16 protein-coding genes and 1 tRNA gene are annotated in these 16,724 nt (G+C 35.2%); 6 read left to right on the forward strand and 11 right to left on the reverse strand.

Features of this window, described 5'->3' with window-relative positions; genetic code table 11:
* Window positions 1-148: 148 nt before the first annotated feature.
* Both serS and CDH49_RS01650 read right to left on the reverse strand, forming a co-directional pair.
* Window positions 149-1,420, reverse strand: a complete 1,272-nt coding sequence (gene serS, locus CDH49_RS01645) for a serine--tRNA ligase (RefSeq protein ID WP_100613567.1) — start codon at window positions 1,418-1,420, stop codon at window positions 149-151.
* Window positions 1,421-1,504: 84 nt separating this feature from the next.
* Window positions 1,505-2,440, reverse strand: a complete 936-nt coding sequence (locus CDH49_RS01650; RefSeq protein ID WP_100613568.1) for a bifunctional riboflavin kinase/FAD synthetase — start codon at window positions 2,438-2,440, stop codon at window positions 1,505-1,507.
* Between the two features lie 167 nt (window positions 2,441-2,607).
* Here CDH49_RS01650 and CDH49_RS01655 point away from each other — a divergent pair, with 167 nt between their 5' ends.
* Window positions 2,608-5,358, forward strand: a complete 2,751-nt coding sequence (locus CDH49_RS01655; protein ID WP_100613569.1) for a zinc-dependent metalloprotease — start codon at window positions 2,608-2,610, stop codon at window positions 5,356-5,358.
* A gap of 2 nt (window positions 5,359-5,360) precedes the next feature.
* Here the strand turns inward: CDH49_RS01655 and pth are convergent, their stop codons facing one another.
* From pth to CDH49_RS01670, 3 genes are all read right to left on the reverse strand, one after another.
* The gene (pth, locus tag CDH49_RS01660; RefSeq protein WP_100614445.1) at window positions 5,361-5,927 is read right to left on the reverse strand and encodes an aminoacyl-tRNA hydrolase; all 567 of its coding nucleotides are present in this window, start codon (window positions 5,925-5,927) and stop codon (window positions 5,361-5,363) included.
* 136 nt (window positions 5,928-6,063) lie between these two features.
* Window positions 6,064-6,687 (reverse strand): 50S ribosomal protein L25/general stress protein Ctc, encoded by a 624-nt coding sequence (locus tag CDH49_RS01665; protein WP_100613570.1) that lies wholly within the window; start codon window positions 6,685-6,687, stop codon window positions 6,064-6,066.
* Window positions 6,688-6,756: 69 nt separating this feature from the next.
* Window positions 6,757-7,698 carry a ribose-phosphate pyrophosphokinase gene (locus CDH49_RS01670; RefSeq protein ID WP_100613571.1) on the reverse strand — a complete coding sequence of 314 codons (942 nt, stop codon included), beginning with the start codon at window positions 7,696-7,698 and terminating at the stop codon, window positions 6,757-6,759.
* Between the two features lie 146 nt (window positions 7,699-7,844).
* Between CDH49_RS01670 and CDH49_RS01675 the strand changes: the two genes are divergently transcribed.
* A tRNA-Leu gene (locus CDH49_RS01675) sits at window positions 7,845-7,924 on the forward strand.
* A 123-nt stretch (window positions 7,925-8,047) separates the two neighbouring features.
* Here the strand turns inward: CDH49_RS01675 and CDH49_RS01680 are convergent.
* The gene (locus tag CDH49_RS01680) at window positions 8,048-8,743 is read right to left on the reverse strand and encodes a winged helix-turn-helix domain-containing protein (RefSeq protein ID WP_239970539.1); all 696 of its coding nucleotides are present in this window, start codon (window positions 8,741-8,743) and stop codon (window positions 8,048-8,050) included.
* Between the two features lie 376 nt (window positions 8,744-9,119).
* Here CDH49_RS01680 and CDH49_RS01685 point away from each other — a divergent pair, with 376 nt between their 5' ends.
* Genes CDH49_RS01685 through CDH49_RS01695 form a run of 3 tightly spaced genes read left to right on the forward strand, consistent with a single transcriptional unit; the run spans window position 9,120 to window position 11,442 of the window.
* Window positions 9,120-9,647 carry a hypothetical protein gene (locus CDH49_RS01685; protein WP_100613573.1) on the forward strand — a complete coding sequence of 176 codons (528 nt, stop codon included), beginning with the start codon at window positions 9,120-9,122 and terminating at the stop codon, window positions 9,645-9,647.
* 11 nt (window positions 9,648-9,658) lie between these two features.
* On the forward strand, window positions 9,659-10,696 hold the full coding sequence (locus CDH49_RS01690) for a ligand-binding sensor domain-containing protein (RefSeq protein WP_100613574.1): 1,038 nt from the start codon (window positions 9,659-9,661) through the stop codon (window positions 10,694-10,696).
* Between the two features lie 53 nt (window positions 10,697-10,749).
* Window positions 10,750-11,442: a YceI family protein gene (locus CDH49_RS01695; protein ID WP_157805257.1), complete on the forward strand. Its 693-nt coding sequence runs from the start codon at window positions 10,750-10,752 to the stop codon at window positions 11,440-11,442.
* A gap of 138 nt (window positions 11,443-11,580) precedes the next feature.
* Here the strand turns inward: CDH49_RS01695 and pyk are convergent, their stop codons facing one another.
* From pyk to CDH49_RS01720, 5 genes are all read right to left on the reverse strand, one after another.
* Entirely contained in the window at window positions 11,581-13,023 is a 1,443-nt protein-coding gene (pyk, locus tag CDH49_RS01700) for a pyruvate kinase (RefSeq protein ID WP_100613576.1), read from the reverse strand.
* Entirely contained in the window at window positions 13,023-13,508 is a 486-nt protein-coding gene (locus tag CDH49_RS01705) for an IPExxxVDY family protein (RefSeq protein WP_100613577.1), read from the reverse strand. The genes pyk and CDH49_RS01705 overlap by 1 nt, the downstream gene beginning before the upstream one ends.
* A 120-nt stretch (window positions 13,509-13,628) precedes the next feature.
* Window positions 13,629-14,369 (reverse strand): ribonuclease III, encoded by a 741-nt coding sequence (gene rnc / locus CDH49_RS01710; protein ID WP_100613578.1) that lies wholly within the window; start codon window positions 14,367-14,369, stop codon window positions 13,629-13,631.
* A 7-nt stretch (window positions 14,370-14,376) separates the two neighbouring features.
* Entirely contained in the window at window positions 14,377-15,627 is a 1,251-nt protein-coding gene (fabF, locus tag CDH49_RS01715; protein ID WP_100613579.1) for a beta-ketoacyl-ACP synthase II, read from the reverse strand.
* Window positions 15,628-15,639: 12 nt separating this feature from the next.
* Window positions 15,640-15,873: an acyl carrier protein gene (locus tag CDH49_RS01720; RefSeq protein WP_007647141.1), complete on the reverse strand. Its 234-nt coding sequence runs from the start codon at window positions 15,871-15,873 to the stop codon at window positions 15,640-15,642.
* Window positions 15,874-16,145: 272 nt separating this feature from the next.
* Here CDH49_RS01720 and purN point away from each other — a divergent pair, with 272 nt between their 5' ends.
* Window positions 16,146-16,724, forward strand: coding sequence for a phosphoribosylglycinamide formyltransferase (purN, locus tag CDH49_RS01725; protein WP_100613580.1), 579 nt, complete (start codon window positions 16,146-16,148; stop codon window positions 16,722-16,724).

Here is a 16,724-nt window from a genome sequence, read left to right on the forward strand (position 1 = left end):
GTTTGGTTCAGCTAACTTGAGAAATATCTTTTAAAACTCCAAGAAAAGTTAATAAAAATCGTTAAACAACGTTAATATATCGCACTTAATCGTTGAAATATGTTTTTTACAACAAAATATGTAAGATTTATGTTCTTTTTTAGGGTGATTAATCGATTATTTTAAAACCTGTGTACGGTTGTAAAACGTCTGGTATAACGATGCCTTTTTCGGTTTGATAATTTTCCAAAATGCCTGCCAAAACCCTTGGAAGTGCTAACGAACTTCCGTTAAGTGTATGCGCCAATTCATTTTTACCATCACTATTTTTAAAACGCAATTTTAAACGATTGGCTTGAAAGGTTTCAAAATTTGATACAGAAGAAATTTCCAACCATCTATCTTGTGCTGTGGAAAACACTTCAAAATCGTAAGTCAACGCTGAAGTAAATCCTAAATCGCCACCACATAATCTTAATATTCTGTAAGGTAATTTTAGTTCTTGCAAAATGGTTTTTACATGGTTCACCATGCCATCTAGTGCTTTGTAAGATTGTGTTGGATGCTCAATTCTTAAAATTTCAACTTTATCGAATTGATGCAATCTGTTTAATCCTCTAACATGTGCGCCATAACTTCCTGCCTCCCGACGGAAACATGGTGTATAACCTGTAATACCAATGGGTAAATCGCTTTCATTTAGCAAAACATCCCTAAAAATATTGGTTCCAGGCACTTCTGCCGTTGGTATTAAATACAAATTGTCTTCGGTAACATGGTACATTTGCCCTTCTTTATCGGGCAATTGGCCCGTACCAAAACCAGACGCTTCATTAACCAAATGTGGCAATTGATATTCAGTATAACCTGCTGCTGTATTTTTATCTAAAAAATAGGTGATTAATGCCCGTTGTAATTTGGCGCCTTTGCCTTTGTAAACAGGAAAACCAGCACCTGTAATTTTATTGCCAAGTTCAAAATCGATTATGTCATACTTTTTTGCCAGTTCCCAATGGGGTTGAGCACCAGCGTATAGAACAGGAATATCACCTTCTCTATACACTTCTTCATTGTCTGTTTCTGAATTTCCTTTAGGGACAAGACTATTTGGAACGTTTGGTATTTTATAAAGTAGTTGGTTTAACTCTTCAACTTTGTTATTAAGCGAATCGTTAAGCTCTTTTGAAACATCTTTTAGCTGAACGGTTTTCTCTTTCAAAAGATTGGCTTTCTGTGTTTCACCAGATTTGTACAAAATGCCAATTTCTTTTGAAAGCGTATTTGATTCCGCCAAGGTATTATCTAACTCGGTTTGAATACGTCTTCTATCTTCATCCAAAGAAATGACTTGATTAATGCTACTTGTAGCATCTATATTTCTTTTTGCTAATCCAGCAATAACCAAATCTTTATTCTCTCTTATAAAAGGAACCTGTAACATCTATTGAATTTTTAAGCGACAAATTTAATGAATTGCGACTATAATTGATCTTTATTTTAAATGTAAAATAGCAAGATATTCCAGTTAAATATCTTGAGACTTGATATAATCGATTGATGCTTGTTTGTCTTTTAATAATTGGTTTTTTAAAGCATCAACCGATTCAAATTTTTGTTCGTCACGAATACGATTCAATAAATTAATTTGAATTTTTTTATTGTAAATAGTGTCATCAAAATCAAAGAAATGAACCTCTATGCTTTCTGTTTCGCCATTAACGGTTGGATTCATGCCAATATTCATCATACCATAAACCAATTGTTCATTAACCAGGGAACTTACTATGTACGATCCGTATTTAGGAATTAATTTATAATCTTCTTCAATAATTATATTCGCTGTGGGAAACCCTAATTTTTTGCCCAGACCTTTTCCTTTGTTTACTGTACCCGTTAGCATAAAACTATAGCCTAAAAACATATTTGCTTTGGTAATGTTTCCTTCGTTTAAAGCGGTTCTTATTTTTGTAGAGCTAACCGACACATCGTTAATATCTTTTGCTGAAATTTCTTCAACATCAAAATCGTATTTTTCACCAAACAGTTTTAAATCTTCAATATCTGCATTTCGGTTTCTTCCAAATCTATGATCGTAACCAATAATCACTTTTTTAGCGTTCAGTTTGTCGACCAAAATTTTCTTCACAAAGTCTTCTGCTGAAAGTCTAGAGAATTCCTTGGTAAATTTTTTAACCAAAAGGTAATCAAGTCCTAACGAATTTAAAATCTCGCTACGTTCATCAATCGTATTAATCAGTTTTATGCCTGTATCTTTTTGCAAAACCATTCGCGGATGCGGAAAAAAGGTAAGTATAACAGATTTTAACTGAGCATTAATGCCAGCATTCACTAAGCGTTTAATGATTTTTTGATGCCCTACATGAACACCATCAAACGTGCCTATGGTTACTACGGTTGGTTCTTTAGAGTTATAAGTTTTAATATTTTGGAGAATTCCCATGTAAAAGAATAAATTGCTAATCTGAATTAAAAAAATTAGATTTGTTTGACAAAGGTTAAAAAAATTGCCCTAATTATTTTTATGAAATCGCCATTAATAAACGTTTTAAAAAACACCAGTAAATAAAAGGCGGTACCAATTACCTTTGAAAACAATAATTTCTACTTATGAAAGCAAAACTACATTATGTTTTTTCAATAGCAATGTTTTTGTTTGGCTTTTCAGTAATAGCACAAAATTCTTCTTGGAAAAAATTACAAAATGTTAAGAATCCTGAAAAGATTTCTAAATATCATTTAAACGAAAACAGGGTTGGGTATTTTGAACTAAATGCCGTTTTGCTGAAACAATCCATAGCGGGTGCATCACAAAGAACGGCTAAAACGAAACGAAATAATACGATTGTAGCCATTCCAGGGCAACATGGTGAATTAGAATTATTTAACATTTTTGAAGCTTCTGTATTTTCCCCAGAATTGGCTGAAAAATTTCCAGATATTAAATCGTATGTTGGTTACAGTCTTGAAAACCCCGATACAAGAATACGAATGAGTGTCTCGCATCTAGGTATCAAAACCATGGTTTCTTATGTAGATAAGCCAACTATTTTTATGGAACCAACTACTAAAAATTCCAATCAGTACATTTTATACAGTAAAAACTCTAAAAATAATAATATTGACTCCTTTGAATGTCAAACTATTGATGACTTAAACGAAACACTCAATAAAAATAGCAACGTTTCAAAAACAACGATTAATGAAGGGGGCGCAAATAACCAAACCCTTCAAAAATTTAGAATCGCTATTTCTGTAACAGGAGAATATACTAATTATTTTGGCGGAACGGTTGCTGATGCGCTCGCTGGTATCAATGCTACTTTAAATAGGGTGAATGATATTTTTGAAACCGATATGGCGGTTACTTTCGAACTTGTAAATGCCCCTCAGTTAATTTACACTAATCCTAGTACAGACCCATACTCTGATGCCGATATTGGAACCGATGAAGATAATGCAAACAATTCCAATGGATGGAATATTCAGCTTCAGAATACTTTAACCACTGTTATTGGTGAGCCGGCTTATGACATTGGGCATTTATTTGGAGCTTCTGGTGGTGGTGGAAATGCAGGATGTATAGGTTGTGTTTGTGTGAATGGTTCAAAAGGCAGTGCCTACACATCACCTGCGAATGATATTCCCGAAGGCGATACGTTTGATTTAGATTTTGTAGTTCATGAAATTGGACATCAAATGGGAGCTAGTCATACTTGGTCTTATACAAATGAAAGTTCTAATAATGTTCAATCTGAACCTGGAAGTGGAAGTACCATTATGGCGTATGCTGGAGTTACCGATTTAGATAACATTCAATTACATAGCGACCCATACTTCCATTACCAAAGCATCAAACAGATATTAACTAATTTAAGTACCAAAAACTGCCAAACAACTACGGCAATTTCCAATAATTCCCCCATAGCAAATGCTGGAAATAATTATACCATTCCACAAGGAACACCTTATGTTTTAAAAGGAAGTGCCACCGATTCTAATAGTGGTGATAACCTAACTTATACTTGGGAACAAATCGATAATGGTATTGTAACTAGTGCCAATTTCAGCTCCAGTTTGACTTCTGGCTCTATCAATCGTTCTTTACCGCCATCTATCTCGCCAAATAGATATATTCCAACTCTAAAAAGCGTGCTCAACAAAAAATTAACCGAAACAAATCCAACTATTGGAAGCGCTTGGGAATCTGTCTCTTCCGTATCAAGAACCCTCAATTGGGCTTTAACGGTTCGTGATAGAAACCCGCAAACCGTTCTTCAAAATGGCCAAACAAGTTATGACACCAAGAGTATTACAGTAGATGGCAGTTCAGGTCCTTTTAGAGTGACCTCTCAAAATGTTACAGGTTTGAACTTAACTCCTGGAACCATTGAAACAATTACTTGGGATGTTGCCAATACCAATACAGGCGCTGTTAATGCAGGCAATGTAAACATCCTTTTATCAACCGATGGCGGTTTAACCTTTCCAACAACATTAGCTGCAAATACGCCTAATGATGGTAGCCAAAATATTAGTGTGCCCTTTATATATGCTCCTCGTTGCAGAATAATGATAGAAGCTGTAAACAATATGTTTTATGCTGTAAATGATGAAGAATTTGCTATTAATTATACTGTAAACACTACGTGTCAACCAACCTATGCTTCTGCTTTGAACTTAAATTTACCTGTAAGTGATAGTCAAGAGGCAAATCATACTATAAATGTTCCAAATTCTGGGTTTATTAGCGAAGTGAAAGTCAATGTAAATATATCGCATACGTATGTTGAAGATTTGATTGTTACAGTAACACATCCAAACGGAACCTCTGCCTCTAAACTTTGGAACCGCAATTGTTCTTCTCAAAGTAATATTGTGATGACTTTTGAAGATTGGACAAACAATATAAACTGTAATTCTACAGGAGTAGGAAATACGTATGCCCCTTCTGAATTATTGGATGTTTTTAATGGCTTGGATGCCGCAGGTGCTTGGAACATTAATGTGAAAGATTTAGCTAGTGTTGATAGTGGCACTTTAAATTCATGGTCTTTAGATATTTGCACCCAAACCGACACGTTGACAAACCCAAATATTGAAGACATTATTATTGGTGTAAAAGTATATCCAAATCCTACTAATGGTCCTTTTTGGATCGCTTTCAATTCTGAAACCAATAACGATGTTACCTTGACGCTATTTGATATTAGAGGCCGATTGGTATTCAGTAGCGTTTACGCTAACTTGGGAGGTAATTTTAGGGAAGAAATAAAACCCATGGGGCTTCAATCAGGGATGTATGTGCTGGCTATTAGTGACGGAAATATAACAACCAAACAAAAAATTATTATTGAATAATATTATTTACCATTAAAGGCATTCATGGTATTATTTACTCCTGAAAGGGCAAAAGATTTAATCAGTTCTACAGATTTGTCCAAACGTTCCTTAAGAAGTTTGCTTTCTTCCTCTGTCCATTCTCCTAAAACATAATCTATTTGCTTTCCTTTGTTAAAAGCATCACTAATACCAAATCTAAAGCGGTTATAGTTTATAGTGTTCAGCTTATCTTGAATATCTTTTAATCCGTTATGTCCACCATCGCTTCCTTTGGTTTTAAGCCGAATACTTCCAAAAGGCAAGTTTAAATCGTCTGTAATAACCAATAAATTTTCTAAGGGAATATTCTCCTTTGTTAACCAGTACAACACAGCCTTTCCACTCAAATTCATATAGGTATTCGGTTTTAACAGGATGAAGGTTCTCCCTTTTAATTTATAAGTAGCCATATCTCCTAGTTTTTGGGTTTCAAAAGTTAAACTTTCTTGTTCTGCTAAATAATCCAATACTTTAAAACCAATATTATGACGCGTATTTTTATAATCGTCCCCAATATTTCCCAAACCTGCTATTAAATATTTTTTCATGGAATCATTATCCTCTATGTGGCTTCTTTTCTTAAAAAACTTATTTATAAACCTAAACACACCTTTTAATTTGTAAAAATAAAAAAGCATCCTGAATAATGCAGGATGCTTATTGTAATTAATTTTTAGAATAAATTTACTCTTGTGTTGCTTCAGCTACTGGAGTTTCTGCTCCTGCTTCTGCACCTTCTTCTTCTTCGTCTTCAGTAACAGCAGCTCTAGAACGTCTTACTTGACAAATAACCGTGTTATCTGGGTGCATGAATTTATAGGCTTTATTTTCTAAAGCAGTAATATAAAGTTTGCTGCCTATTTTAAGAGGCGTAATATCGGCCTCTACAAAATCCGGTAAATTAGCTGGTAATGCTTTTACTTTTAAGCTACGGTAGTTTTTACGCAATACACCACCATTTTTAACACCTCTTGAATTACCTACATATAAAACAGGTATTTCCATGGTGATTTCTTTGTTTTCAAATAACTGATAAAAATCTATGTGTAGAATTCTATCTGTTACTGGGTGAAATTGAATGTCTTGTAAAATCGCATTATACGTTTTACCGCCTTCTATAGCAATCACAACTGTATGCGCATTTGGTGTGTATACAAGTTTAGAGAACGCTAGTTCGTTCGCTGTGAAATGAACTGGTGTATCTCCTCCGTATAATACGCAAGGAACCTGACCAGCATTACGTAAGGCCTTTGTTGCTTTTTTGCCCACGCTTTCTCTTTGAGATCCGTTGATTGTAATTGACTTCATTTTTAAAATATATAGTTATTAATAATTATTCTTTTTTTAGCCCCTTTTCTTTGGTAAGGTTGGGAGGGATTACATCACAAATTTTGAACTTATGGATTTATTGTGGTGTACCTTATGCATAACATCTGCAAATAAGTTAGCACAACTTAAAACCCTAAGTTTATCGCTATGTTTTTTTAGTGGAATAGAATCGGTAATGATTAATTCCTCTAGTTTTGATTTTTCAAGTCTTTCATACGCACTGCCAGATAAAAGGGCATGTGTGCATATGGCTCTAACACTTAATGCGCCACGTTCCATCATTAAATCGGCCGCTTTGGTTAATGTACCTGCGGTATCAACCATATCGTCTACCAATACCACATTTTTACCCGTTACATCGCCTATAAGCTCCATGTGCGAAATGGTATTGGCAATGGCGCGTTGCTTATAACAAATAACTACATCACACTCCAATGCTTTTGAATAAGCGTAGGCTCTTTTAGAACCTCCCATGTCTGGTGACGCAATGGTTAAGTTATCCAGTTTTAAACTTTGCAAGTAAGGGAGAAAAATGGTAGATGCAAATAAATGATCTACTGGTTTTTCAAAAAATCCTTGAATTTGGTCAGCATGCAAATCCATTGTTATAATACGTGTTGCTCCAGCCGCTTCCAGCATTTTAGCTACCAATTTAGCTGCTATAGGTACTCTTGGTTTATCTTTTCTATCTTGTCTTGCCCAACCAAAATATGGCAACACGGCTGTAATGTGTCTTGCCGATGCGCGCTTAGCGGCATCAATCATCAACAACATTTCCATTAAATTTTCTGGACCTGGATTTGTAGAACCTATAATGAATATTCTCGTTCCACGAATGGACTCTTCATAAGAAGGTTGAAACTCGCCGTCGCTATACGTGGACGTTATCACATTGCCTAATGTGGCACCAAAAGCTTTGGCAATTTTTTCACCAAGCACTTTACTTTGTGTACAAGCAAAAATTTTAGCTTCGGTAATAACGATAGGCATAGTTAACTTGTTGTTTAGTAGCCACAAAGACTACCCTGATTTTAAACGAGGTGCAAATTTATACATTTATTTTAACCTAAAAAGGATATTGTCTTGTATTTTTGTGTGAATTAAAGAAAATATTCTATTTTTGCTGTCCAAAACAAGCTCAAGTGGCGGAATTGGTAGACGCGCTGGATTCAAAATCCAGTTCTTCGGAGTGTGGGTTCGATTCCCACCTTGAGTACAAAAAACCCTCTTTACATTGCGTAGAGAGGGTTTTAGTTTTTAGTGAATATGCCTTTATTGTTTGAAAAGTTATTTTTCGCTCAATCTCCAATAGGATTAATTTCTAACCAGAAGATTCTTCTTAAGAGCCAACTTCAAGCTTATAGCCTTTTCCGCGTATAACAACAATTTTGATATTCGGGTCAATCTCCAGTTTTTTCCTAAGTTTTGATATGAACATATCCAGACTGCGCCCTACAATAACACCTTCATCTTCCCATATTTCTTTTTGCAATCGGCTTCTCTCTATGGTCTTGTTAGGAGACAATGCGAACATATGCAGTACCCGGGTTTCAGTTCCTGTCAGGTCTATGGTCTTTTCGTTAATAATGAGCTTCCGATTCTTGAAATCAAACAACACCGCACCTAAAGTTAACACATCAGTATGCTGGACGTCTGATAAAGCTTTCCGAGGCTTAACAGATCTTAATAAAATAAAACCAACAAATGCTAAAAAAGGCAATCCGCCTAGCAGAAATTCGTTCTTTATTATATTGGTGCTTGTCGTTTTAAATTTAATGTTGATTATGTAATGTGCTGCGGGTTGCTCTCTTCCTATGCAGGCTACAATATCATCTTTCTTGTTTTTAGATATAGCATATCCATAAGCTACACTGGAGTTGCCGCTATTCAGAACATTAACAACATAATCCCCTGCGAGCGGGTCTTTGAACAGCAAACGCCTAATGGTGTTCACTAGAGAGTCCGGTTGAAAAGTAAGCTCATTCTCAAACCTGATTTGGTATTCATTTTCGGCTATCTTTTTTATCGGGAGCACTCTTGATGTACGGTCGCCCGACTGTAAAAGTAATTCATGTCCAATTCTGCGGAGTAAAACTTCCCTTCTGGCGATATCAAAATCGTCACTATCCTTGATATTGAAAGCGACACAGATTATATAGATACATAAGAATAGTACAAATGCGAAAAGGTATTTGCGTTTTCCGAAGAGAAAATCTAAGCTATCAAGCATAGTGTCACGTTTTTATTTACAAAGTTTACATTTTTATTTACAATCTAAGTTCTTCAAAATGAAAGATATCAAATAGTTTCGCTGAATCAATTAGATAAAATTATGAAAAATAAAAGAAATACCTTAAACAAACCTGATTTATCAGGAGATATATTTATTGTTAATTAAACCTATAAAAAACATGAGAAAAGTTATTTATGCACTGGTTTTGGTAAGCGGACTAGTATTTGCTAATCGCGAAATCAAAAACGAAGCTTCTAAAAAACCAACCCCACAGCTACTCTCTACTGTTGAAAGGAAAGACGAAATGAAAAAATGGAAGGCTACCCCTGATGGTAGAAATTACAAAAAATGGGAAGCGTCTCCCGAAGGCGAAAAAGTGCTTAGCGGCGTCGCTAAAATAAGCAATCATATAAATGCTTTTACCAATATGGAGGCTGTTGTAACCTCTCTTTCTCTTCCGCTAGGCTCAAGATTAGGTTTCGGAGTGATGGTCAGGATTAATGGCGTCGATTATATTGTAAAATTTGAGCCTGAAAAGTCTCAACTTGATCAATTGCAAAGCCTGAAAGTTAACGACAAAATAATTATAAGAAGCCATACCGTATCGCATGCGCCCAAGTATTCATACCCAATAATATGGGGAGACTATATAGAACGAGATAGTAAAGTAATTTTTAAATGTGTACCTCCCAAAGGCGGTTGCTGAGTAAATAAATTATGAAATATCCCCACGCATATCCTTTGTTCTTGATATTCATTTTTTGCACCTCATGTGGACAAAACAAAACAGATCTCCCAAAAGATAATATCAACTCCGAAACTAGAGACACCGTCACTTCATACGGGCCTAACACGATGGTTCGGAATGTAAAGCAAGCTAGAAACGGAGACATTTTGATAGCTTCATGGAATGGTGTTTTTCGATACGATGGAAAATCGTTTACAAATATCACGAGCAAAATACCATCGCCCAGCTTTTGGGATGTTCTGGAAGATAGAAAAGGAAATCTTTGGTTAGGCTCTAGAGATTCAGGTGTCTATCATTACGATGGGAAATCTTTTCAACATTTTACAACAAAGGATGGGCTTGCTAGTAATATGGCGACAAATATTTACGAAGACAGAGCCGGTAATATCTGGTTTGGAGCAAGCCGTTATGATGGGAAATACTTTCGGAATTTTAGCATAAAAGATGGATTTCCCAGTAACAATATTCGTTTACTCCTTGAAGATAAAACCGGTAAGCTTTGGTTTGGTGCGCACCTAGAAAATATGTTCGTTTATGACGGGAAAACATTTACCGTTTTAAAAAACAAAGATGGCAAGGCATTTAACAATGTTTGGTCAATAATCGAAGACACAAAAGGGAATATTTGGTTCGGTGCGACGACAATAGAAGATAAGAGAGGCGATACGTCGTTCGTTTCACAAGGTCTTTGGCGCTATGACGGCAGCATCTTTACTAAGGTATCCCAGAGGGGAGCTTATGCAATAATCCAAGATAAAAAAGGAAACATCTGGACTACGGGCGAAGTAAATTCTAATGTCTGGGCACTTTCACGTTATGATGCAGATTCCTTATACAATACAAATCCCACTGTAACTGAAATTGTGTCAGGAGGACCAGCTCTTTTGGGCATTTTGGAAGCTAATGATGGAAGTATTTGGTTTGGAGGCCTGGGATCTATGACAGGAGTGTATCGTTATGATGGAAAGACCATCACGGACTTTAAAAGTGAAGAGGATAAGAAATAATGGGGTTTCGAATTTTAAAATCAATTATTATTAATCAATATAATTTCTGTAATATGAACAACAAGTTATTAATCACTTTAATTTTAATTATTGGTTCTTTCTTCTTCGCTTGCCGTGGACCTATAAAAGAGGAACATAAAAACAATGTATCGGCAAACCCAGTATCCCTAGGGCAAAAATATAGTATAGACATAAAGGAAAGTGTTATAGCTTGGAAAGGCTCAATGCTATTAGCTTCTGATGAGGAACATATAGGGTACGTATATATATCAAAAGGTGAATTGATGATCGAAAAAGGTCAACTTATAGGAGGTACAGCTGAAATAGATATGCATACAATTGAATATAAAGATAAGGAGCATAAAAATAGCCCCATTAAACACTTAAAATCAGCTGATTATTTTGATGTTGAAAAATTCCCCATTTCTACATTCTCAATTATCAAGACTGAATCAATAAATGGTAAGGCTGAATCAATAAATGGTGAAAATATAAAAGTTACAGGGAACCTAACGATTAAAGGCATCACCCGCCCTATTACTTTTCCAGCCAAAATCAACGCTGAGGACGAAATTGTCAAAATGAATGGTCAGCTGATTATTGATCGAACAGATTGGGGTATCAGCTTTGCTTCAGGGAAGTTCTATAATATTGTAGCTGATCAAATCGTTTCGGATGACGTTGAATTCAATATAAATATTGTAGCATCTGAATCTGCTTTTAGGTTATTTACAACTCCTAAGTAATCAAATAGAGCTTTAAGATAGATCCATTATGAAAATAGTGGTATTGTAATTTAGAACCTAATTTTTATATGTTGCTGAATAAAAATAAGCCCAAAAATCTTTAGATCTTTGGGCTTATTTTATGTTAAAACTGTATTATTAAAAATTACAGTTTTTTATCTCAGTAACACGTAACGTGTTTACCATCCCCTTATCTTGAATAGGCATGGCTGCTAAACTGATGAGCATATCGCCTTCTTCTAAATAACCCATTTTGCAGGCTATTATGTTAACATCTTCAATGGTTTCGTCTGTACTTACAAACTTATCGTAATAAAAAGCACGAACGCCCCAAAGTAAACTCAACCTTGTTAGTATGCGTTTGTTTGATGTAAAAACCAATATGTGTGATAACGGCCTCCAAGCTGAAATTTGAAACGCTGTATAACCACTGTTTGTTAATGTAGAAATGGCTTTGGCATTAATTTCGTTTGCCATATTGGCCGCATGATAACAAATCGATTTTGTAATGTAACGGTTGGTACGGATATGCGGTGGTAATTGTGGCACTTTAATTAATGGTGAGTTCTCTACACTTCGTAAAATATTGGCCATTTGCCTAATAACTTGTACTGGATATTTTCCAACAGACGTTTCTCCTGAAAGCATGACAGCATCTGCTCCATCCATCACTGAGTTTGCAACATCATTTACCTCTGCTCTTGTGGGTGTTAAACTATCAATCATAGTCTCCATCATTTGAGTGGCTATAATGACTGGTATTCTAGCTTTTTTAGCTCTTAACACTAATTGTTTTTGGATTAAAGGAACTTCTTCAGCAGGAACTTCCACGCCCAAATCGCCTCTTGCTACCATCAAACCATCACAATGTGCTACAATTTTATCTATGTTTTCTACAGCTTCTGGTTTTTCAATTTTTGCTATAATTGGTATTTTTTCATCACCATGCTCAGCTATTAAATCACGCAATTGAATTAAATCTTCAGCATGACGAACAAATGATAAGGCGATCCAATCTACATTTTGCTTTATGGCAAAAATAGCGTCTTCAATATCTTTTTCTGTAAGAGCGGGTTGAGATATATCGGTGTTTGGCAGATTAACGCCTTTTTTAGATTTTAAAGGGCCTCCCTGAACAACACGTGCTTTTACCTCTTTTTCTCCATCAGTTGAAACAACTACAAACATTAATTTTCCATCATCTAAAAGAATGCGTTCTCCTGGTTTTGCATCTTGTGGAAACCTATCATAAGTCATATAAACACGGTCTTTGGTGCCTTCAAAGCGCTCTCCTGTGGCAAAAATTATTTCATCACCTGGATACACGATAACATCTTCTTTCATTACGCCCACGCGAAGTTTAGGGCCTTGTAAATCTGCTAAAATCGCAGCGGTAAAACCAAATTCTTCATTAAGTTCCCGTATCATTTTTATGCGAGCGGCTACATCATTATAATCGGCATGCGAAAAATTGATTCTAAATACATCGGTACCTTCCTCAAGCATTCCTTTTAAAACTTCTTTGGTACTTGTTGCTGGCCCTAATGTGGCTACTATTTTGGTTTTTTTTCTTAATTGCATTAGCTAAAAATTAAATTGTTTTTAGATTTTAATTGATTCCCATCAATACGATAGGAGGTTGATATTTGGGGTATTTTTAATATGGTATCTATAATTAGTTTTTCTTGGTCGTCGTCAAATTCATTATCAATCTTTAAAAAATAATTAACCTGTTTGTATTCTGGAATAAGGTAAAATGTTTTAGTGATTTTTTCTTCTGAATCGAATAATGATTGCTGACTTGCTTTTTGATAAGATTCTGATTTACAAACATTATGCACTAAATTCCATATTGTTAAATATTTCGGGTCTTCCCACTCAAAAATAGAAAATGTTGATTTTCCGTTGTTATAATCTAGGTCAGATGGCTTTCTAGTAAGGTGTATTTTTAAATACTTATTTAGAAGGTACGCTAGCCTATAATCTTCAACAGCACAATAGATTGCTATTAGAGTATATGGAGCTTCTTCAAAAAAATCATCAAGAATAAGCTTGTGTACAGCCATAAATTATAAATTGATGTAAATATAGTATTAATAATAAAGAGTCATGACATCTTTTGCTTAATCTTAATTAGGAATGCCCACTAAAACGTTATAGTTGATTAATAATAATCAGGATTACTTTTAAATTAATTTAGACATTCTATTTTGAAAAACAAAAAAAGCGCGCTTTGATGCTTTTTCTTCTGCCTTTTTCTTGGAGGTTGCCCTAGCTTTTGCAACAACCTTTCCGTCTATGGATAGTTTCACGGAAAAATGCCTGACCTCATCATTTCCTGTGTCTTCATAAACATTGTAACCAAAGGTTTTCTTTTCTTTTTGGCACCATTCAATAAGCAAACTTTTATAACTGATAACCTTGCCTTCAAGCGTTTCAATATCTACATAAGGAATAATAACACGGCGATATATAAACCTTTCGCAATATGTATATCCTTTGTCTAAAAATATAGCGCCAACCAAAGCTTCAAACAAATTACCGTGAATGTTATCTCCAAATTGCCCTGTTGGAATTTTACTTTCAACCAGTTTTATTAAGTTTAATTCTCTGCCTAATTCATTTAAATGTTCTCTACTAACTATTTTTGAACGCATTTTTGTTAAATAGCCTTCATCCCCGCTAGGCACTTCAATAAATAAATGTGATGCAATAACGGCACTAAGCATGGCATCTCCTAAAAATTCCAATCGTTCGTAATTAATAACATTTCCAATACTGTCTTTAATATTCATGGAACGATGCGTAAATGCTGTTTCGTAGAATTTAATTTGTTTAGGTTTAAAACCAAGTATTTTAGTTACTTCCATAAAAAAATTCCCGTTGCGTTTAAAACGGGAATTTAGTATGTTACGAATGTAATTCATTCGGGATTTAATCTATTTTCTTGAACAATACACAGGCGTTGTGACCGCCAAATCCAAATGTATTACTCATGGCTACTTTAACGTCTCGCTTTTGAGCCTTATTTAAAGTTAAATTTAATTCAGGATCAATGTTTTCGTCGACTGTTGAATGATTAATTGTTGGTGGCACAATGCCATGCTCTATTGCTAAAATAACCGAAATGGCTTCAATAGCTCCTGCAGCACCCAATAAGTGACCAGTCATTGACTTTGTTGAATTAATATTTATTTTTTTAGCGTGGTCTCCAAATATTTCCGATATAGCCTTAAGTTCTGCAACATCTCCAAGAGGTGTTGAGGTTCCATGCGTGTTAATATGGTCTACATCTTCGGCTTTGAGTCCAGCATTCTCCAAACAATTTTTCATTACAGCAATAACTCCAATACCATCTGGATGCGGTGCTGTCATGTGGTAAGCATCAGATGACAATCCACCTCCAACAAACTCAGCATAAATTTTAGCTCCTCTTGCTTTAGCATGCTCATAGTCTTCTAAAACCAGTGCGCCTGCGCCTTCACCAAGAACAAACCCATCTCTTGTACCATCAAATGGTCTAGATGCTGTTTCTGGGCTTTCATTTCTGGTTGATAAGGCATGCATGGCATTAAAACCTCCCATACCCGCAATGGTAACAGCCGCTTCACTTCCTCCAGTAACAATAACGTCGCAATGGCCTAAACGAATCATGTTTAGAGCATCAAACATAGCGTTTGCCGCAGAAGCACAGGCAGAAACCGTGGTATAGTTTGGCCCCATGAAACCATACTTAATAGAAATGTTGGCAGGAGCAATATCTGCAATCATTTTAGGAATAAAGAATGGATTAAATCTAGGGGTTCCGTCACCCTCAGCAAAGTTTAATACTTCTTGCTGAAACGTTTCCAATCCCCCAATACCAGCGCCCCATATAACACCTACTCTTAACTTGTTTACCTCGTCTAGATTTAATTTGGCATCGGCAATGGCCTCATCGGCAGCAACCATAGCATACTGCGCAAACTTGTCCATTTTCCTGGCCTCTTTTCTGTCTATAAAGTCAGTAACTTCAAAACCTTTTAATTCGCAAGCGAATTTGGTCTTAAATTTTTCAGTATCATAATATGTTATAGGCGCAGCACCACTTTTTCCACTAACTAGGCCTTCCCAATATTCGTCTATGGTATTGCCAATTGGTGTTAAAGCTCCTAATCCTGTGACTACAACTCGCTTTAATTCCATAAAATGTAATGCTTATTTTGCTGCTTCTATATAAGAAATAGCTTGACCAACTGTTGCGATGTTCTCAGCTTGATCGTCTGGAATTTGGATGTCAAATTCTTTTTCGAATTCCATGATTAATTCTACAGTGTCTAATGAGTCTGCTCCTAAATCGTTAGTGAAGCTAGCTTCCGTTACAACTTCGTTCTCATCAACTCCCAATTTGTCTACGATAATCGCTTTTACTCTTGATGCAATGTCTGACATAATCTTTTAATTTTAAGTTTTAATTAGTTGGCAAAAATAAAAAACTTTATTCTCAAAACATATCTTTAATTTAAAAATATGATTGTAATTTACTAAAATAACTTTTAAGTAATTTTATTTTAACCATCAAATGTTAATAATTATTCTTTTTTTTGTTTTTGAATTTTTAAAGTCCGAATCTGTTTCTTAAAAATAGACTCATAAATTTTACGGAGCAATCTATTAAATTAAATACGAATAACATCAAATAACTTAAAATATAAAAGCAATAAATGAAACGTATTGTGATTTTTGCGTCTGGAAGTGGGACTAATGCTGAAAATTTAATTAAATATTTCCAAAGCAAAGACATGGTTTCTGTTGATCTTGTGCTTACAAACAACCCACACGCTAAAGTTCTAGACCGATGCAAACGACTTAAAGTAAGTGCCTTCTCTTTTAACAAAATAGCACTTACCGAAACTGGGGATGTACTTAATCTTTTAAAAGCATCAAAACCAGACCTTATTGTCTTGGCGGGTTTTTTATGGAAATTTCCAGAGGCTATTTTAAATGAATTTCCCAATAAAGTAATTAATGTGCATCCGGCTCTTTTACCTAAATATGGGGGCAAAGGCATGTATGGTATGCACGTTCATGAAGCCGTTGTAGCCAATAAAGAAACCGAAACGGGTATAACCATTCATTATGTTAACGAACATTATGATGAAGGTGCCATTATATTCCAAGCAAAATGCGACGTAAGACCTTCCGACTCTGCGGACGATGTTGCTGCAAAAATCCATCAATTGGAAATGGAACATTTTCCTATAGTTGTAGAAAAGTTGCTTTCTAATAATGATTTGAAATGA

Origin of the sequence: Confluentibacter citreus (assembly GCF_002807055.1) — a bacterium.
GTDB lineage: Bacteria > Bacteroidota > Bacteroidia > Flavobacteriales > Flavobacteriaceae > Confluentibacter > Confluentibacter citreus.

Coding starts and splice junctions, on each gene's coding strand:
- serS (WP_100613567.1), bottom strand. CDS start 1,420: ATGTTACAGGTTCCTTTTATAAGAGAGAATAAAGATTTGGTTATTGCT.
- CDH49_RS01650 (WP_100613568.1), bottom strand. CDS start 2,440: ATGGGAATTCTCCAAAATATTAAAACTTATAACTCTAAAGAACCAACC.
- CDH49_RS01655 (WP_100613569.1), top strand. CDS start 2,608: ATGAAAGCAAAACTACATTATGTTTTTTCAATAGCAATGTTTTTGTTT.
- pth (WP_100614445.1), bottom strand. CDS start 5,927: ATGAAAAAATATTTAATAGCAGGTTTGGGAAATATTGGGGACGATTAT.
- CDH49_RS01665 (WP_100613570.1), bottom strand. CDS start 6,687: ATGAAGTCAATTACAATCAACGGATCTCAAAGAGAAAGCGTGGGCAAA.
- CDH49_RS01670 (WP_100613571.1), bottom strand. CDS start 7,698: ATGCCTATCGTTATTACCGAAGCTAAAATTTTTGCTTGTACACAAAGT.
- CDH49_RS01685 (WP_100613573.1), top strand. CDS start 9,120: ATGAGAAAAGTTATTTATGCACTGGTTTTGGTAAGCGGACTAGTATTT.
- CDH49_RS01690 (WP_100613574.1), top strand. CDS start 9,659: ATGAAATATCCCCACGCATATCCTTTGTTCTTGATATTCATTTTTTGC.
- CDH49_RS01695 (WP_157805257.1), top strand. CDS start 10,750: ATGAACAACAAGTTATTAATCACTTTAATTTTAATTATTGGTTCTTTC.
- pyk (WP_100613576.1), bottom strand. CDS start 13,023: ATGCAATTAAGAAAAAAAACCAAAATAGTAGCCACATTAGGGCCAGCA.
- CDH49_RS01705 (WP_100613577.1), bottom strand. CDS start 13,508: ATGGCTGTACACAAGCTTATTCTTGATGATTTTTTTGAAGAAGCTCCA.
- rnc (WP_100613578.1), bottom strand. CDS start 14,369: ATGAATTACATTCGTAACATACTAAATTCCCGTTTTAAACGCAACGGG.
- fabF (WP_100613579.1), bottom strand. CDS start 15,627: ATGGAATTAAAGCGAGTTGTAGTCACAGGATTAGGAGCTTTAACACCA.
- CDH49_RS01720 (WP_007647141.1), bottom strand. CDS start 15,873: ATGTCAGACATTGCATCAAGAGTAAAAGCGATTATCGTAGACAAATTG.
- purN (WP_100613580.1), top strand. CDS start 16,146: ATGAAACGTATTGTGATTTTTGCGTCTGGAAGTGGGACTAATGCTGAA.